Genomic DNA, 17,058 nt, shown 5'->3' on the forward strand with positions numbered 1-17,058 from the left:
GCCTTCGACAGGTCCCCACGGCTGTTGGTAGGTGTCGACCTTGGTCGACACATCTGTCGGATATCGAAATGGATCCGGGGTCAGGTCCGTTTTCCTTCGGAAAACGGATCTGACCCCATGAGTTGTTCCGACAGATCGCGGAAAACTGTCGAAGGCGGGGTGGGTCCGGTTGAGGGGGCGTGAGCCGCATGGATGCGGCGACCGAGCTTACATGGACGTACTTGCAACGTCCCCCTCAACCGGACCCACCCCGCCAACCCTCGGCAAGCCCGATTTTGACGTTGACGTCGATCCAAGGCAGGTGCAGGGCTGCAAGCCCTGCAACCCAACACCCCTCTTAGTACAACGTGCGCTCCGGCGCGCCCGCCGGTGGCGGCGTGTACTGGTACAGCCAGGTCTCGGTAAGGGTCTTGCCGCCGCTGCGCAGGAACAGCCGGATATCGATCTGCTCGGTGCTGCCTTCCGGTGGCACCAGGTCGAACATCGCACGATAGCCATTGATCTCGCGCAGCGGGCGCGCCGACACGATCTCGACCCGGCCACGGCTGGTTTCCACCACCGCCTCCACGTCGGCCTTGTCGATCAGCGCGGCCAGTTCGCCGCCTTCGAAATCGACCGCGAAGCGCCAGCTGAAGTACTCGCGCTTCTTACCGATGATGCCACCCAGCCCGGTGCGGCTGGCCACGCAGTGCGCCAGCGGCGGGCGTGCCGGCGGTTCGGCGCCCCAGTACAGGCGATAGCCGACCAGCAGCTCCTGGCCCGGTTGCGGCTTTTCCTTGGGGTTCCAGAAGGCGACGATGTTGTCGAAGGTCTCGTCCACGGTGGGAATCTCCACCAGCTGCACCGAGCCCTCGCCCCACTCGCCCTTCGGTTCCACCCACAGGCACGGGCGCTTCTCGTAGAACACGCCGTCGTCCTGGTAATGATCGAAGTTGCGGTCACGCTGCAGCAGGCCGAAGCCACGCGGGTTGCGATCCACGAACATGTTGAAGCGCAGATTGCGCGGGTTCAGCAGCGGCCGCCAGATCCATTCACCGGCACCGGTCCACAGCGACAGGCCATCGGTATCGTGGATCTCCGGGCGCCAGTCCCAGCCCATGCGGCGGTCGTTCTCGCCCACCTGGTACATGCTGGTGCACGGTGCGATGCCCAGCCGCTCGATCGCCTTGCGCGGGTACAGCGCGCTGTCGATATCCATCAGCAACACATCGCCGTTGGTGATCGCAAAGCGATAGGCGCCGGCCACGCTGGGCGAATCCAGCAGGCCATAGACCACGATCGTCTCCGAATCGGCCGACGGCTGCTCCAGGTAATAGGCGATGAAATCGGGGAATTCCTCCGGCTTGCCCATGCCGGTGTCGATTGCCAGGCCGCGCGCCGACTGGCCGTACTGGCCTTCCTTGCCAACCGCACGGAAGTAGCTGGCGCCGAGGAACGCGGCGAAGTCGCGGTCGGTGTCCTTGCGGGTGTTCAGGCGGAAACCGGCGAAGCCCAGATCGGCCGGCAGCTCGCCATCCTTGATGCCGCTCTTGCCGTAGTTGAATGCCGCGCCGTCATAGGCCAGCTCCTGCGCCTTGCCGTCGACCACATCGAACATGCGCACCGGCGAGTGGAAGTACAGGCCGAGGTGGAAGAACTTGGCCTGGAACTTGCCCGGCTGGTCGGCCCACAGGGCGTGGTCCTGGCGGTAGCCGATCGACTGGTACTGGTCCCAGTCCAGCCCTTCCAGGCGCCCTGGCAGTACGCGCTTGTGGCTCTTGTAGGGCGCCTGCGCCAGCGCGCGCGCCTGGCCCTTCAGCGTGGCGAAGTCGAACGGCTGCGGCTGGCCGAGGCGGCGCAGGCCCATCTGGCCGCTCTTGCTGGCCGCGCATGCGGGCAGGGACGGCAGGCCGAATGCAGCCAGGGCGAGGGAGGCATTGCGGATGAAGTCGCGTCGTTGCATGCAGGCGCGTCAGGCACAGAAGGAAGGTCGGCCATGATAGGCAGACAAACGTTAACGGGCAGCGGAGATGCGCCCTGCCCGTTCAGCTGCCGCTGGCCGCCCGCCTCAACGCTGGCAGTGGCTGCACCAGACGCTGGCGCGCTGGCCGATGGTGGCGTGCTTCAGCGCGCGCCCACAGTTCGGGCACGGCAGCCCGTCGCGGCCATAGACCAGCAGCTCCTGCTCGAAGTAGCCCGGCGCGCCGTCGGGGCTGATGAAGTCGCGCAGGGTGGTGCCGCCGCGGGTGATGGCGTAGCCGAGGATCTCCTTCACTGCATCGGCCAGGCGCTGGTAGCGCTCGCGCGAGATCTTCCCGGCCTCGCGCAGCGGGCTGATGCCGGCCTTGAACAGGCTTTCGGCGGCGTAGATGTTGCCCACGCCCACCACCACCGCCTGGTCCATCAGGAAGGTCTTCACCGGCGCGCTGCGGCCACGGCTGCGGGCAAACAGGTAGTCGCCGTCGAAGGCATCGTCCAGCGGCTCCGGGCCCAGCCCCTGCAGCAGCGGGTGGATCTCGCCGGCCGGCTGCCAGAGCAGGCTGCCGAAGCGGCGCGGGTCGTTGAAGCGCAGCAGGCGGCCGTTGTCCAGGCTGATATCCACATGGTCGTGGGCGCGCAGCGGGGTATCGCCGGGCAGCACGCGCAGGCTGCCGGACATGCCCAAGTGCAGCACCGCGCTGCCGAGGGCGGTATCCAGCAGCAGGTACTTGGCGCGGCGACGGATGTCCTCGATGCGCTGCCCCGGCAACAGCTCGGCCACTTCCGGCGGAATCGGCCAGCGCAGATCGGCCCGGCGCAGGATCACCCCATGCACGCGGCGACCCTGCAGGTGCGGCGCCAGGCCGCGGCGGGTGGTTTCGACTTCGGGCAGTTCAGGCATGCGCCGATTCTACGCCGGGCATGGCCCGGCGACGGTGCAGCGTCAGCGCGGCGGCGCGGCCAGCTCGCGTGCGTCCAGGAAGCCATCGCCGTTGGCATCCTGCGTGTGGAAGCGCTGCACGATCACCTGCCGCTGCTGTTCACGGCGGATCGCCCTGCCCTTGCCGCCAGGCAGCTCGTCGGCACCCAGCACGCCATCGCCGTTGCGGTCCATGCGGTCGAAGGCGTACAGCATCCACTGCACGTACTCGGCCTCGCTGACCTTGCCGTCGCCGTCGCTGTCCATCCGCTGCAGGTAGCTGGCGGTGTCGGTGACCTGGGCCAGCGCCGCGCCCGGCAGCAGCGCCATCAGCAGCACGGCGTACCCTGCCCTCACGCGCCCACCAGGCGGTAGCCCTTCAAACGCGCCGCATAGGCCTGCAATGCCGCGATACCGCTTTCCTCGGCCTCATGGCACCAGGCCTGCAGCTGGCGCAGGCGCTCGGCCGCATCGTGGCCGCGCGCCTCCAGCAGCGTGGCCAGCCGCCCGCGGTATTCGACCAGGGTGCGGATGCGCGGGCGTTGCGCCACCCATTCGCTGAGCTGGGCGCGGCTGTCCGGTTTCAGCCAGCGCCCATCGTTGACCAGGCCACGGCGCAGGCGGCGCGGCAGCAGGCGGCGCAGCTTGGCGCCGGCGTGGCTGGCTTCCTCGCGCAGCGCCGGCATGAACACGTTGCGCTGGTAGTCGGTCATCGCCTGGAAACGATGCGACAGCAGCGCCTTCAGGGTCTCGGCGTCGGGCACGGCGATGTTCGGGCGCACGTCCATGGCCGGTGCCACGCGCAGCACCCTGGCCAGGCGCAGCGCCTGCAGCAGGCGGATCGCGCCCCAGCCGATGTCCAACTCCCAGCGCCGCATCGCAAAGCGTGCCGAGCTGGGGAAGGCATGGTGGTTGTTGTGCAGCTCTTCGCCACCGATCCAGACCCCCCACGGCGTGAGGTTGGTGGAGGTATCGGCCGATTCGTAGTTGCGGTAGCCCCACCAATGGCCGAGGCCGTTGACCACGCCGGCCGCCCAGAACGGGATCCACGCCATCTGGATCGCCCACAGGGCCACGCCAGGCAGGCCGAACAGCACGCTGTTGATCGCCAGCAACAGTACCGGGCCCAGCGTGGCGTGCGGGGTATACAGATAGCGCTCGATCGCGTCGTCCGGGGTACCGCGCCCGTACTGCTCGATGTCCGCGCGCATCCCACGCGCTTCCCGATACAGCTCCACGCCGCGCCAGAACACGGTGCCGATGCCGCGGGTGACCGGGCTGTGCGGGTCGTCCTCGGTCTCCACCTTGGCGTGGTGCTTGCGATGGATGGCCACCCACTCGCGGGTGATCATCGAGGTGGTCAGCCACAGCCAGAAGCGGAACACATGAGCCAGCGCCGGGTGGAAATCGACGCCGCGATGGGCCTGGCTGCGGTGCAGGTACAGGGTCACCGAGAAGATGGTGATCTGGGTGAACACCAGCAGCAGCGCCAACATGGCCCACCACCCCAGGCCGAGCACACCACCGGTCAACAGGGACATCAGGGCATCAGGCATGGCGGCTCTCCGGATCGACGCGGCGATGGCAGACATGATGGGCGCTTGCGTTGCAAACTGCATCCCTGCGGCGGTGATTGCCACCGCCATCCGTGGCACCGTTCACAGTTGGGGACCTGAGTTGTCGAGCCTTGATCCACACGCCGGCGCCATGACCGCCGCTCCGCCCCTCGCCGGGCTGCCGCCCTTGATCGAACTGGACCGCGCCACCGTGGTGCGCGGGCAGGTGAAGGTGCTGCACGGGCTCAGCCTGCGCATCGCGCAGGGCCAGCACACCGCCCTGCTCGGCCCCAACGGCTGCGGCAAGTCGACCTTCATCAAGCTGATCACCCGCGAGCTGTATCCGCTGGCGCAGGGCGACGGCGCGGTGGCGGTGAAGGTGCTCGGCCAGAACCGCTGGCAGGTGGACCGGCTGCGCTCACAGCTGGGCATCGTCACCGGAGATCTCAGCAGCAACCTGGCCGACATGCCGGGGCTGACCGTGGAACAGGCGGTGCTGTCCGGCTTCTTCGCCAGCTACGTGGTGCCGGCCTTCCGCGAGGTGACCACCGACATGCGCGCGCGCGTGGTCGAGACGCTGGCGATGACCGGTGCGCTGGCGCTGCGCGAACGCGCCTACGCCGAGCTGTCGGCCGGCGAGACCCGCCGCGTGCTGATCGCGCGCGCGCTGGTCAACCGGCCGCAGGCACTGCTGCTGGACGAGCCCTCCACCGGCCTGGATCTGGTCGCCCGCGAGCAGCTGGTGGCGACCATGCGCGTGCTGGCCCAGCAGGGCATCACTCTGGTGCTGGTGACCCACCACATCGAAGAAATCATTCCCGAGATCGAGCGTGTGGTGCTGCTGCGCGATGGCCGCGTGTTGGCCGATGGTACCCGCGCCGAGCTGCTGCGCAGTGAGCCCCTGTCGGCGGTATTCGGCGGGGTCATCACCGTGTGCGAGCAGGAAGGCCGGCTGACTGCGTACGCGGGGTAAGGCGACGCCCCCGGGAAACCCGTCGGGCTTGGGAAACCGGCGGGCCCGGGAAACCGACGCTACCCCCTCGTCATGCCATCCCGTCATGTTGTCGGTGCAGCGGGCCGGGTTTCGGCCCGCTGCACCCGGCCTCAGAATCGCAGCGCCAGCGCGCGCGATTCGATCGGTGCCATCCGGCTCTGGTCCTGCAGCTGCAGATCGCGCAGCTCATACGGCGCACCGGAGCCGGCCGGCAGTGTGGCCTGATCGAACGGCAGCACCAGCGGGCCGACGCCCGGGCCATCGAACCAGGCCGCCGCATGCGCCTGCGCGACCGGCTTCAGCTGGCCATCGCGGCCGGTGGCATACAGCGTGCCGCGTGCCTCGTAACGGCCGGCCGTAGCCACCTGCACCGGCAGCGCCACCCGGCGGCTGGCCGGGTCCGGCGCCGCCTGGCCACTGAAGCGCGCGGTCGGCCGCGCCACCGCGAAGGCCACCTTGCCATCGCGCAGCACGCCGTCGGCCTGGGCGAACACCTGCAGTTCCCATAGCCCCTGCACGCTGCCCACCTCGGCCGGGATCCGCACCTGCGCGCGCAGGGCGCCATCGGTGGAGCGCAGCAGGCGCTGCGGCCAACTGCGGCCATCCGGCGCGACCAGCAGCGCTTCACCGCCCAGGCCACCGCGCCGTGACGCAGGCTGCGCGGCGCTGGCGCCGTCTTCCAGCAGGCGCGCCTGCAGCTGTACGTTGCCACCGGCCAGCACCTGCGCCTGGTTGGCCTGCACCTCCAGCCGCAGCGGACTGTTCGGCTCCAGCACCTGCACCACGTAGCGGCCCTGCGCCTGTGCGCTGCGCAGCGTATAGCCACCCACCGCACTGGCCGCGCCGGTGCGCAGCATGCTGCTGCCATCGTTCACCGGCATCCCGGCGTCCTGCAGCGCGCGTGCATCGACACTGCGCGCCACGCTGCTGCGCCCGGCCGGATCACGTACCTGCAGCGCGCTGGCGGGCAATGCACGCGCGCCTTCGGCCGGGCTCAGCTGGATCACCGCATCCGCTGCCGTCAGCGGCAGAACGATGCCGCGTTGCAGCTGCGCCCCATCCACCTGCTGCCAATAACTGCGGCTGACCGAGGCATACGGTGTTGCGGTCTGCAATGGCTGTGCCGGGTCCAGCGCCCAGGCGAAGGACAGCGGCGCGTGTTCGCTTTCATCGGCCGGCAACGGCGCGGCCACCAGTGCAGCGGGTACCTGATCGCCGGCACGTGCGGCACTCAACGGCTGCGCAGCCTGCGCTGTGGAGAGGGACAGCACCGCCAGCACCGCGCTGGCCAGCAAGGTGGAATGGATCGTCATGGTCGTCTCCCTCACTGGGTCAGGTCGTTGCGCAGGATCGTGCCGAGGCCGAAGCACTCGCGACGGCTCTGGTTGTGGCTGAGCGGCTCAGCGCCCTGGGTACGCTGCGTGTCGGTGAACCAGGTGGTGCCGGCGGCCTTCTGGCTGCTGCACTCCAGAAAGCCGTCGGAGCAGGACGACAGCCAGTTCTGGGTGAACTCCAGGCCGACATTGGCGGCATACCCCCCGCAGTAGCTGTTGCTGTCCCACACCGCCGATTCGACATCGCTGCCGACCACCGCGCGGAACGGTTTGGGCAGCGCCGGGCGGCCAGCGGTGCCATACAGGTTCTGCGCGTTGTAGGTGGCCATGCTGGCCACCTGCTGCTGGCGCACGGCATCGTTCTTGTAGCCCAGCAGCCAGCCCAGCGAGGTTTCAAAGGTATTGCCGTTGAGCACTGCATCGGCCAGCGGCGTACCGGCCGAGGACGGTGCCAGCGCGGTGACCTTGCGCACCGTGCGGATGATCTTCGGGTAGCGGCTGTCGTAGGTCGGGTTGGACAGGATCCAGCGCACCACGTTGCCGCCGTTGGAATGGGTGATCACCACCAGCTGGGTGATGCCGCGGCTGTCGATGAAGCGGGTCAGCTGGTTGGCCAGGCAGCCGGCGGCCTCCGGCTTCCACATGTACTGGGTGAAGTCGCAGTTGATGACCACGTAGTTGCTGCTGTTCGGCAGGCCCTGGCGCACGGTGTCGATGATGGCCGGCTGCCAGTAGTCCTGGGTGGCATTGGTCTGCGCGCCGGTGCCATGCACGAAGGCCACGCCGACCACATCGGCGGCCTGCGCCGGTGCGGCGGCCAGCCCCAGGAGCAGGGCCAGGACGGTACTTCCTGTTGCGGTGCTGCGCATCGCTTCTCTCCCTCTGTCAGCGGATCCCCCCGACCCGGCTGGAAGTGGACGGCGCTGGCGCTCGCCGTTGCGCCGATGCTCGCGGCGCAGGCGCGTGAAAGTCCGTGCGCTGCGCCCTGATTCAGGAGATTGACAACCTTCGATGACGGTTTTCGCATCGCGGCACGGACCATGCCGGGTCTGGCCGTATGACCGATGGCCACTGCGGTGTCGTATCCGGGCTGCGATCATGGCGCGGAGTTTTTCTTTGGAGCCCGTCCATGTCGCTGATTTCCCCCCCTGCCCGTCCGCTGCTCGGCCTGGCCGTTGCCATGGCCCTGGCCGGCTGTGCGGCCACCGCCGCCAAGCCGACGGCCGTCGAAGCCAACATCACCACCAAGGCGGTCGGCTACCTGGACAAGGATGCGGTTCCGGCCAGCCTCGATCTGGTGCCGGCGCCGCCGGTGGCCGGCTCAGCCGCCCTCGCGCTGGACGAACAGGTCAGCCGTGAAGCCCGTGCGCTGCGTGGCAGCCCGCGCTTCGCCCAGGCCGGCGTCGATGCCGAGCTCGGCTTCCCGGAAGGCGCCAACCACTTCTCCTGCGCCGCCGATATCGACGTCGACGCGGTGAAGACGCCGGCGCTGTACCGCCTGCTGGAGCGCAGCCGGATCGACGCCAGTGCCGCCACCAAGGCCGCCAAGAACCACTACCAGCGGCCGCGCCCGTTCATGGTCAATGGTGAGCCGACCTGCTCGCCGAAGGATGAAGAGGGCCTGCGCAAGAACGGCTCCTACCCGTCCGGCCATACCTCGATCGGCTGGGCCTGGGCGCTGATCCTGTCGGAGATCGCACCGGACCGTGCCGATGCCATCCAGGCCCGCGGCCGCAACTACGGCGAAAGCCGCCTGGTGTGCAACGTGCACTGGCAGAGCGACATCCTGGAAGGCCGCTTCATGGGCGCCGCCGCCGTGGCCCGCCTGCACGACAACGCCGCGTTCAACAAGGACCTGCTGGCCGCGCGCAGGGAAATCGCCGCCGCACGCAAGGCCGGCCTGCACTCCAGCCGCGATTGCACCACCGAGAATGCGGTGCTGAAGGTGCGCCCGCAGAGCGCGTTGTAAGCCAACGCCGGATGGATCGTTGCCGGCCAGCGGCCGGCACTACCGGTTGCGACGCATGGGTAGCGCCGGGCCATGCCCGGCGGACGCGAAATACAGAAGGGCCGGCAGTGCGCCGGCCCTTCTTCATTGCATCAATGCAGAAACCGCATCAGAACTTTGCGGTGAACTCCACGCCCCAGGTCCGCGGCTCGTTGAGGAAGCCGGTCAGGTTGTTGAAGTCGATCGCACCGACCACGCGGGTCTGGTTGGTCAGGTTGCGGCCGAACACGGCCACGTCGTACTGGCCGTAATCCCAGTTGTAGCCCAGGCGCAGGCCGCCTTCCAGCGAACTACGGCCGCGGAATTCCGGCGACTCGTAGATGAAGAAGTTCACCGCACTGCGGTAGGCCCAGTCGGTGTAGGCATACAGCTCGCTGCCGTCGCTGAGCGGGAAGCCCACGCGCAGGGTCGCGTTGTGGATCCACTTCGGTGCCTGCGGCAACGGGTTGCCGTTGACCAGCGCATAGGTCTGGCCGTTGATCACCGTGGTCGGGTCGGTGATGGTGCAGCCACCGCCGCAGATCGCCACCGCCAGGTTCTTGTCCTTGATCTCGGTGTCGTTGTAGCTGCTGCCGAAGGTCAGCAGCACGTTGTCGGCCAGGTAGGCCTCCAGGTCCAGCTCCACGCCCTGGCCGATGGTCTTGTCGGCATTGAGCAGGGTGGCGGTGTTGTTGGCGCCGCCCACGGCGATCAGCTGCTGGCCATCGACGTCGTAGCGGAACACGCTCAGGCCCAGGCGTGCACGACGCTCGAACAGGTCGGCCTTGATGCCGGCTTCATACGAGATCACCTTCTCCGAATCGGCCTGCGACAGGCCCGGCGCGAAGGCCAGGCGACCCTGGATCGACGGCGCGCGGAAGCCCTTGGCAACACGGGCATAGGCGTTGATGTCGTCGGTCAGCTTGTACACGCCGCTGAGATCCCAGCTGACGTCGTTGACGTCGGTGTTGGCCAGGTACGGGCCGCTGACCGGGGTGCCGAACGGAACGGCCTGCAGCACGCTGGCGCTGAAGTCCTTCTTGTCCTGGGTGTAGCGCACGCCGGCGCGCAGCTTGAAGCGGTCGGTGACATCGAAGTCGCCCGAAGCGAACACTGCCCAGGCCTTGTTGCGCTGGTTCTGCACCACGTGCCCGGTCTGCGGGTTGCCCGGGGTCAGCGAGTCATAGTTGAAGTTGTTGATGGTCACGTCTTCATCGAAGTAGAAGACGCCGGCCTGCCAGTCGAAGCGGCCCCATTCGTTGGACTCGATGCGCACTTCCTGCGTCCACTGGCGGTGGTGCGGCAGGCCGTCGGCCGACTCGGACGAGAACGGGATCAGGCCCGGGCCGTAGTTGCCGGCACCGAGGAAGGCCGCACCGTAGCCACCGTCGATGTCACCACGGTTGAGCGATTCGGCGGTCTCGTAGCCGGTGATCGAATGCAGGGTGACCGAGCCGAGGTTCCACTGCAGGCGCGCGCTGCCGCCCCAGGTTTCCAGGTCGGAGAAGTTGACGCCGTCGTTGGCGACCTTGTCGCGGTCGAAGTTCTCGACCAGCGAATTGCCACCCTTCTCGATGATGTTGGCGCGGAACAGGCGTGCGGTGCCATTGAGCTTGCGCTTGTGCAGGTTGAACAGCGCTTCGAAATCGTCGCCCTCGTACAGGAACTGCACGCGGCCGGCGGCTTCGTCATAGCCTTCGAAGCCACTGTTGGGCGCGCCGACGCGGGTGTTGTCGACCCAGTCGTCGCGGCGCTGGTAGATCGCCGAGACACGTGCCGACCAGCGATCGGTCAGCGGACCGCCATAGGCGCCCTGCACGTTCCAGCTGTTGTAGCTGCCGTAGCCCACGCGCACGTAGCCATCGGCGTCCTGCGACGGGCGCGCCGAATCGAACTTGACCACGCCGGCCGGGGTGTTGCGGCCGAACAGCGTGCCCTGCGGGCCGCGCAGCACTTCCACGTTGGCCAGGTCGAACAGCGGGAAGCCCTTCAGCAGCGGGCTTTCCTGCACCACGTCGTCATACACCAGCGACACCGGCTGCGAAGCATTGAGGTCGAAATCGGTGTTGCCCAGGCCGCGGATGTAGAAGCGCGGGAAGGCACGGCCGTAGGACGACTCGATGTTGAGGCTGGGCACGCGCGCGGCCAGGAAGCGGATGTCATCGCCGGCCGAGCCGAGCACATCCAGCTTCTCGCCCTGGATCGCGCTCAGTGCGACCGGTACGTCCTTGGCGTTCTCGACGCGGCGCTGCGCGGTCACCTGCAGGGCATCGAGGGCAACCGGATCCTTGGCAGCAGGGGTTTCCTGGGCGGCTGCTACCAGCGGCAGCAGGGCGGAAAGAGCGGCAACGAGGGGGCGCGCGACCGGAAATCGGCCACGGGAAGTGCGGGTCGGAGACATGGCGGTAGGCTGTGTTTGGAGGGGTGGTAAAACGGCGCTACCAGATAATTGTTGCAATACAGCACCTGCGCCGCAAATGCCGGCCGTTCATGGCGCCGTCGCCCGCGCCCCCGGCGGCTCGCTAGACTCGGGGTTTCCACCGCGACGGACCCGCCGCCATGACCCAGTGGTACTTCCATGCCTCCGCCCAGGCCGAACGCATCGGCCCGCTTGATGACGAGGCTGCACGCCGCTACGCGCAGGCCAATCCGCGCGCCCTGGCCTGGTGCCAGGGCATGAGCGGGTGGGCACCGATCGCCGAGGTGGCCGAGCTGCAGTCGCCCGCCACGGGCATGCCCAACACCCCGCCCCCGGTCCCGGCAGCGAGCAGCGGACGGGCCGACGACATCGAATTCCGCATCGTCGGCCATGAGATGCAGTTCGTGGAAATCGAGCTGGACCCGGGCGAAAGTGCGGTGGCCGAGGCCGGCGCACTGATGTTCAAGGACGCTTCGGTGCAGATGGACACCGTGTTCGGCGACGGCTCGCACAGCGGCCAGGGCGGCGGCTTCATGGGCAAGGTGATGGCCGCCGGCAAGCGCGTGCTGACCGGCGAGAGCCTGTTCGCCACGCTGTACACCCATACCGGCCAGGGCAAGGCCAAGGTCGCCTTTGCCGCCCCCTACCCCGGCACCGTGCTGGCCATGAAGCTGGACCAGCATGGCGGCCGCCTGGTCTGCCAGAAGGACAGCTTCCTGGCCGGCGCACGCGGCGTGCAGATCGGCGTGCAGTTCCAGCGCAAGATCATGACCGGCCTGTTCGGCGGCGAGGGCTTCATCATGCAGAAGCTGGAGGGCGACGGCTGGGTGTTCATCCACGCCGGTGGCTGCGTGGTCGAGCGCGAACTGGCCGCCGGCGAGCGCCTGGACGTTGATACCGGCTGCGTGGTGGCCTACCACCCGACCGTGGACATGGACGTACGCCGGGTGGCCGGTATCAAGAGCATGCTGTTCGGCGGCGAAGGCGTGTTCCTGGCCACGCTGACCGGGCCCGGCAAGGTCTGGCTGCAATCGCTGCCGTTCTCGCGCCTGGCCGGCCGCATGTGGATGGCCGCGCCGCAGGGCGGCGGCCAGAGCCGTGGCGAAGGCTCGGTGCTGGGCGGAATCGGCCGCATCCTGGACGGTGACAACCGGTTCTGAGCCACTCGCTCGGTGGGTGCCGACCCAGGTCGGCACCTACCACCGCGTTTTCCTGAATGGGCGGGGCTCCCCACCCTGCCCGGCCCGCCGTGGCTTCGGTATGCTGGCGCCCTTTCCCGAGCCCGGCGCCGTGAGCGCACTGCCGATGAGCCTGTTCCACCCCCGCATGCTGCTGTCCGTCGCCCTGATCGGCCTGCTGGCCGGGTGCGGTGGCGATCCGGTGCGCCCCACGCCACCGCCGGCGCCGACGGTCGTGCCGCAGGCCAAGCCGGTGAAGATCGGTATCGCCCTCGGTGGCGGCGCAGCCAAGGGCTTTGCCCACATCGGCGTGATCAAGATGCTCGAGGCCAACGGCTTCGAACCGGTGGTGGTATCGGGCACCAGCGCCGGCAGCGTGGTCGGCGCCCTGTATGCCAGCGGCATGGACGCGTTCCAGATGCAGAGCAGAGCAGTGGCGCTGGACGAAGCCAGCATCCGCGACGTGCGCCTGTTCTCCGGCGGCCTGGTGCAGGGCCAGAAGCTGCAGGATTACGTCAACGAGCAGGTCGCCAACCGCCCGGCCGAGCGCCTGAAGAAGCCGTTCGCCGCCGTCGCCACCCAGCTGGAAACCGGCGAGCGCGCGATCTTCGTGCGCGGCAACGTCGGCCAGGCCGTGCGCGCCTCGAGCAGCATTCCCGGCGTGTTCGAACCGGTGAAGATCGGCGGCCGCAACTACATCGATGGCGGCGTGGTCAGCCCGGTGCCGGTGGATGCCGCGCGCCAGCTCGGCGCCGACTTCGTGATCGCCGTGGACATCTCCAGCAAGGCCAGCGGCAAGGCACCGACCGGCATGCTCGGCATCGTCAACCAGTCGATCTCGATCATGGGCCAGCGCCTGGGCGAACAGGAACTGGCGCGCGCCGACATCGTGATCCGGCCGAAGGTGCTGGACATCGGTGCCGCCGATTTCAGCCAGCGTGGTACCGCGATCCTGGAAGGCGAGAAAGCCGCGATGGCGGCGATGCCGCAGATCCGCGCCAAGATCCAGCAGCTGCAGAAGGCACGCGCCGCCGCCGCTGCCCCGGCTCCGGTGGTCACGCCGAAGTGCGAGGAAGCCTCGCGCCTGGGCAAGCTGATGGGCCGCAAGGACAAGTGCTGATCCGTTGATGCCTGGCCCCCGGCAGCGCCCGGGGGTCGCTCAGGGCTCCAGCTGCGACAGCGGCAGCGCCTGGAAGCCTTTCACCGTGCGCAGCACGAAGCTGGAATTGGCATCGGCCACGCCGCCGGCGTTGAGCAGCCGGTCCAGCAGGAAGTGCGAGAAGTGCTCCAGGTCACGCACGTAGACGTGCAGCAGGTAGTCCATGTCGCCGGTCAGGGCGTGGCAGGCCACCACCTCGTCCCAGCCCTGCACGCTATCCACGAAGTGGCCGATGGCGGCCTGGTCGTGCTTCTCCAGCTGCACGCGCACGAAGGCCTGCAGGCCCAGGCGCAGCTGGCGTGGCTCCAGGCGCGCGCCATAGCCGACGATCACGCCTTCGCTTTCCAGGCGCTGCAGGCGGCGCAGGCAGGCCGAGGGCGAAAGATTCACCCGCGCCGCCAGTTCGGCGTTGGTGGCGCGCCCATCCCGCTGGATTTCAGCCAGCAGGCGTATATCCGTGCGATCGAACTGGACTTCTCCGGCCATTGTTGCCCCGCAACATGGTGAGTACGCAAGGATATTGCGCCAACAAGGCCAATCGACGCAACTTTTGCAACCCTGTTGCGCGCCGCCTGCCCTAGCATCGTGGGTATCCCGTCAAGGAGCTTCCCATGGACCTCGCCCAGCCCCGCCGCGTCGAACACCAGCAGACCGACAAGGGCTACGTGCCGGTGTACACCACCGCGCTCGTCGAGCAGCCGTGGGAGACCTACAGCGCCGACGACCACGCCACCTGGAGCACGCTGTACCAGCGCCAGCGCGAGCTGCTGGTCGGCCGCGCCTGCCAGGAGTTCCTGGACGCGCAGGACGAGATGGGCATGAGCGCGCACATGATTCCGCGCTTCGACCAGCTCAACGAAGTGCTCGGTGCCGCCACCGGATGGACCCTGGTCGGCGTCGAAGGCCTGCTGCCGGAACTGGATTTCTTCGACCACCTGGCCAACCGCCGTTTCCCGGTGACCTGGTGGATCCGTCGCCCGGACCAGATCGACTACATCGCCGAACCGGACCTGTTCCACGACCTGTTCGGCCATGTGCCGCTGCTGATGAACCCGGTGTTCGCCGACTACATGGAGGCGTACGGCCGTGGCGGCGTCAAAGCCCACGCCATCGGTCCGGATGCACTGCAGAACCTGACCCGCCTGTACTGGTACACGGTCGAGTTCGGCCTGATCGACACGCCCGACGGCCTGCGCATCTACGGTGCCGGCATCGTGTCGTCGAAGGGCGAATCGCTGTACTCGCTGGAATCGGCCGCGCCCAACCGCATCGGCTTCGACCTGCAGCGCATCATGCGCACCCGGTACCGCATCGACACCTTCCAGAAGACCTACTTCGTCATCGACAGCTTCGAACAGCTGATGCAGGCGACCTCGCCGGACTTCACCCCGATCTACGCCGCACTGGCCGACCAGGCGCATCTGCCGGCCGGTGACGTGCAGGCCGACGACCGCGTGTTCCAGACGGGCACCGGCGAAGGCTGGGCCGACGGCGGCGACGTGTAAGCGCGCAGCACACACCACTTCGCACGGAAAACGGCGCACCCGGGTGCGCCGTTTTCGTTGATGCCGTCCGTGCACCGCACCTGTGGCGCAGGCAAGGGCAGGGCACTCAGGCGTCCACCGCCCGGCAGGAACCGCGCACCATCAACTGCGGATGCACGCTGGCTGCGGTCGGCGCATCCGGCAGGTCGGTCTGCACCAGCATCGCTGCGGCCATGCGGCCGATGTCGGACACGTGGCGCCGCACCGAGGTCAGCGGTGGCCACAGCCGCGAGGCCAGCGGACTGTCGTCATAGCTGACGATCGACAGCTGCTGCGGCACCGCGATGCCCGCACGCAGCGCCACCTGGTACACACCGGCGGCCATCTCGTCGTTGCCGGCGAAGATCGCGCTGGGCCGGCCTTCGCCGAGCAGCAGGCGTTCGGCCGCATGCACACCCGATTCGAAGGTGTCACCGGCCTCCAGCACGCGCTCGCCGGGCAGGGTGAGGCCGGTCTGCGCCAGACGGTCGAGGAAACCATCGGTGCGCTCACGCGCCGCGCGCCGGTCGCCCGGCCCGGCAATCACCGCAATGTCACGGTGGCCAAGCGAGAGCAGGTAACCGGCCGCCGCCGCCGCACCGTCGCGGTCGTGGGTGACCACCGCCTGCACATCATCATCGGAGGCATGCGCGTTGATGCGCACGTAGCGGCAATCGATGTCATCGAGCATCTGCGCCAGCGCGGCCGATTCGGACGCGCGCGGCCCCAGGATCACGCCGTGCAGCTTCTGCTGCTGCACGAAACGGCGCACGCCCTGCGGGCATTCCGGATCCTGGCTGTCGCAGGGATGCACCACCAGCTCATAGCCAGTGCCGCGCAGCGCTTCCAGCGCGCCGTGCTGCAGGTCGACGATGCATTGCGCGCCGGGGTCGTCATACACCAGGCCGATCAGGAAGGAGCGGCGGAATGCGAGTCCGCGCGCCAGCGGGTCGGGCACGTAACCGACCTCTCGCATCAACGCCTCGACCTTGTCGCGGGTGTCCTTGCGCACCAGCGGCGAGTTGTTGATGATCCTTGAAACCGTTTTCTTGGACACTCCCGACAGTCGTGCGATGTCGTTGATCGTGGCAGCCTTGCCCTTCGATGCCGGCAACGCGGCATCGCTAATAATTCGCACTGACATGTATAGAACCAGGTAAGTCGGAAAATTCTAGCCTTGCGCCCGCGGGCGCGACGTTGCGGAATGTCGCAGTGGACGGGGATCGCGTTCCGTTCGACCCGCTTCTACTGCAAGGAGTTCCATTGTGACGCTCGACTGTCTTCGCATCTGAACCGTTTTTCACGCGGGCTTGTCATGCAAGCCAGCACGACACACGCATCCACACCCACATTCCCTTAACCAGGCTCCGCTACAGTCGGGGCATGGACCTGCAGACTTCTCCGTTTCCGGCGTTCCGTGGCCGCGACCGGTTGATCGCCGCAGTCGACGCGGCGATGACCTCCGGTGACGCCGAGCGCATCACCGCCGACCTGCAGCTGGCGCTGCAGGAAGCCATAACCGATAGCCGCATCGAATTGCCCGAATGCGTGCACCGTCCGGTCAGTGATCATTACGCGCGACGTCCGCTGTACCACAGCCGCGAACACGGCTACAGCGTGATTGCCATGAGCTGGGGCCCGGGGCAGGGCACGCCGCTGCACGACCACGATGCCATGTGGTGTGTGGAGGGCGTGTGGTTGGGCGAACTGGAGATCACCCGTTACGAGCTGCTGGAATGTGCCGGCGAGCGCTGGCGATTCCGCCGCCACGCGGCGCTGCGCGGAGGCTGTGGCAGCGCCGGCAGCCTGATCCCACCGCACGAGTACCACACCCTGCGCAATGCCAGCGATCAGGCGCTGGCCATTTCGGTGCACGTGTACGAAGCGCCGATGGAGCGTTCTGCCGTGTTCGACCCGCTCGGTGGCGACTGGTACCAGCGTCGAATCCAGTCGCTGCAGGCCGACCCGGCTTGATCCAGGCCCCGGGCAGGGCGCGCGCAGCGTCTTCGCAGCGCGCGTGGCATCATGCG

The 17,058-nt window shown here is 68.1% G+C and carries 15 protein-coding genes; 6 read left to right on the forward strand and 9 right to left on the reverse strand.

The features are described from left to right. Nucleotides 1–337: 337 nt before the first annotated feature. The 4 genes from LZ605_RS15250 to LZ605_RS15265 all read right to left on the reverse strand — a co-directional run bounded on the left by LZ605_RS15250 (nucleotide 338) and on the right by LZ605_RS15265 (nucleotide 4,434). A complete protein-coding gene (locus LZ605_RS15250) occupies nucleotides 338–1,942 on the reverse strand; it encodes a glucan biosynthesis protein (protein WP_249842349.1) in 1,605 nt (534 codons plus the stop codon). Between the two features lie 105 nt (nucleotides 1,943–2,047). After that, nucleotides 2,048–2,860, reverse strand: a complete 813-nt coding sequence (gene mutM / locus LZ605_RS15255; protein ID WP_249842350.1) for a bifunctional DNA-formamidopyrimidine glycosylase/DNA-(apurinic or apyrimidinic site) lyase — start codon at nucleotides 2,858–2,860, stop codon at nucleotides 2,048–2,050. Between the two features lie 42 nt (nucleotides 2,861–2,902). After that, nucleotides 2,903–3,235 carry a hypothetical protein gene (locus tag LZ605_RS15260; RefSeq protein ID WP_249842351.1) on the reverse strand — a complete coding sequence of 111 codons (333 nt, stop codon included), beginning with the start codon at nucleotides 3,233–3,235 and terminating at the stop codon, nucleotides 2,903–2,905. After that, nucleotides 3,232–4,434 carry a DesA family fatty acid desaturase gene (locus LZ605_RS15265; RefSeq protein ID WP_249842352.1) on the reverse strand — a complete coding sequence of 401 codons (1,203 nt, stop codon included), beginning with the start codon at nucleotides 4,432–4,434 and terminating at the stop codon, nucleotides 3,232–3,234. Before LZ605_RS15265 ends, LZ605_RS15260 begins: the two co-directional genes overlap by 4 nt. A 151-nt stretch (nucleotides 4,435–4,585) precedes the next feature. Here LZ605_RS15265 and LZ605_RS15270 point away from each other — a divergent pair, with 151 nt between their 5' ends. Next, a complete protein-coding gene (locus LZ605_RS15270) occupies nucleotides 4,586–5,407 on the forward strand; it encodes an ABC transporter ATP-binding protein (RefSeq protein WP_249842353.1) in 822 nt (273 codons plus the stop codon). A gap of 131 nt (nucleotides 5,408–5,538) precedes the next feature. Here LZ605_RS15270 and LZ605_RS15275 read toward each other — a convergent pair whose 3' ends face one another. Together LZ605_RS15275 and LZ605_RS15280 are read right to left on the reverse strand one after the other, a co-directional pair. Further along, nucleotides 5,539–6,741 (reverse strand): DUF4785 family protein, encoded by a 1,203-nt coding sequence (locus tag LZ605_RS15275; protein WP_249842354.1) that lies wholly within the window; start codon nucleotides 6,739–6,741, stop codon nucleotides 5,539–5,541. A gap of 11 nt (nucleotides 6,742–6,752) precedes the next feature. Continuing rightward, entirely contained in the window at nucleotides 6,753–7,631 is an 879-nt protein-coding gene (locus LZ605_RS15280; protein WP_249842355.1) for a hypothetical protein, read from the reverse strand. A 260-nt stretch (nucleotides 7,632–7,891) separates the two neighbouring features. Between LZ605_RS15280 and LZ605_RS15285 the strand changes: the two genes are divergently transcribed. Continuing rightward, on the forward strand, nucleotides 7,892–8,731 hold the full coding sequence (locus LZ605_RS15285; RefSeq protein ID WP_249842356.1) for an acid phosphatase: 840 nt from the start codon (nucleotides 7,892–7,894) through the stop codon (nucleotides 8,729–8,731). 148 nt (nucleotides 8,732–8,879) lie between these two features. On the opposite strand, the gene LZ605_RS15290 is transcribed toward LZ605_RS15285, so the two are convergent. Then, on the reverse strand, nucleotides 8,880–11,150 hold the full coding sequence (locus LZ605_RS15290; RefSeq protein WP_249842357.1) for a TonB-dependent receptor: 2,271 nt from the start codon (nucleotides 11,148–11,150) through the stop codon (nucleotides 8,880–8,882). 158 nt (nucleotides 11,151–11,308) lie between these two features. On the opposite strand from LZ605_RS15290, the gene LZ605_RS15295 reads away from it, so the two are divergent. Next, on the forward strand, nucleotides 11,309–12,328 hold the full coding sequence (locus LZ605_RS15295) for a TIGR00266 family protein (protein ID WP_249842358.1): 1,020 nt from the start codon (nucleotides 11,309–11,311) through the stop codon (nucleotides 12,326–12,328). A gap of 145 nt (nucleotides 12,329–12,473) precedes the next feature. After that, on the forward strand, nucleotides 12,474–13,466 hold the full coding sequence (locus LZ605_RS15300) for a patatin-like phospholipase family protein (RefSeq protein ID WP_249844929.1): 993 nt from the start codon (nucleotides 12,474–12,476) through the stop codon (nucleotides 13,464–13,466). Nucleotides 13,467–13,505: 39 nt separating this feature from the next. On the opposite strand, the gene LZ605_RS15305 is transcribed toward LZ605_RS15300, so the two are convergent. Beyond that, nucleotides 13,506–13,991, reverse strand: a complete 486-nt coding sequence (locus LZ605_RS15305) for an Lrp/AsnC family transcriptional regulator (RefSeq protein ID WP_014035441.1) — start codon at nucleotides 13,989–13,991, stop codon at nucleotides 13,506–13,508. Between the two features lie 125 nt (nucleotides 13,992–14,116). Here LZ605_RS15305 and phhA point away from each other — a divergent pair, with 125 nt between their 5' ends. After that, on the forward strand, nucleotides 14,117–15,010 hold the full coding sequence (gene phhA / locus LZ605_RS15310; protein ID WP_249842359.1) for a phenylalanine 4-monooxygenase: 894 nt from the start codon (nucleotides 14,117–14,119) through the stop codon (nucleotides 15,008–15,010). Nucleotides 15,011–15,116: 106 nt separating this feature from the next. On the opposite strand, the gene LZ605_RS15315 is transcribed toward phhA, so the two are convergent. Then, the gene (locus LZ605_RS15315; protein WP_249842360.1) at nucleotides 15,117–16,172 is read right to left on the reverse strand and encodes a LacI family DNA-binding transcriptional regulator; all 1,056 of its coding nucleotides are present in this window, start codon (nucleotides 16,170–16,172) and stop codon (nucleotides 15,117–15,119) included. A gap of 239 nt (nucleotides 16,173–16,411) precedes the next feature. On the opposite strand from LZ605_RS15315, the gene LZ605_RS15320 reads away from it, so the two are divergent. Further along, nucleotides 16,412–17,002 carry a cysteine dioxygenase family protein gene (locus LZ605_RS15320; RefSeq protein ID WP_107231334.1) on the forward strand — a complete coding sequence of 197 codons (591 nt, stop codon included), beginning with the start codon at nucleotides 16,412–16,414 and terminating at the stop codon, nucleotides 17,000–17,002. Nucleotides 17,003–17,058 lie beyond the last annotated feature (56 nt).

Origin of the sequence: Stenotrophomonas maltophilia (assembly GCF_023518235.1) — a bacterium.
Lineage (GTDB): Bacteria > Pseudomonadota > Gammaproteobacteria > Xanthomonadales > Xanthomonadaceae > Stenotrophomonas.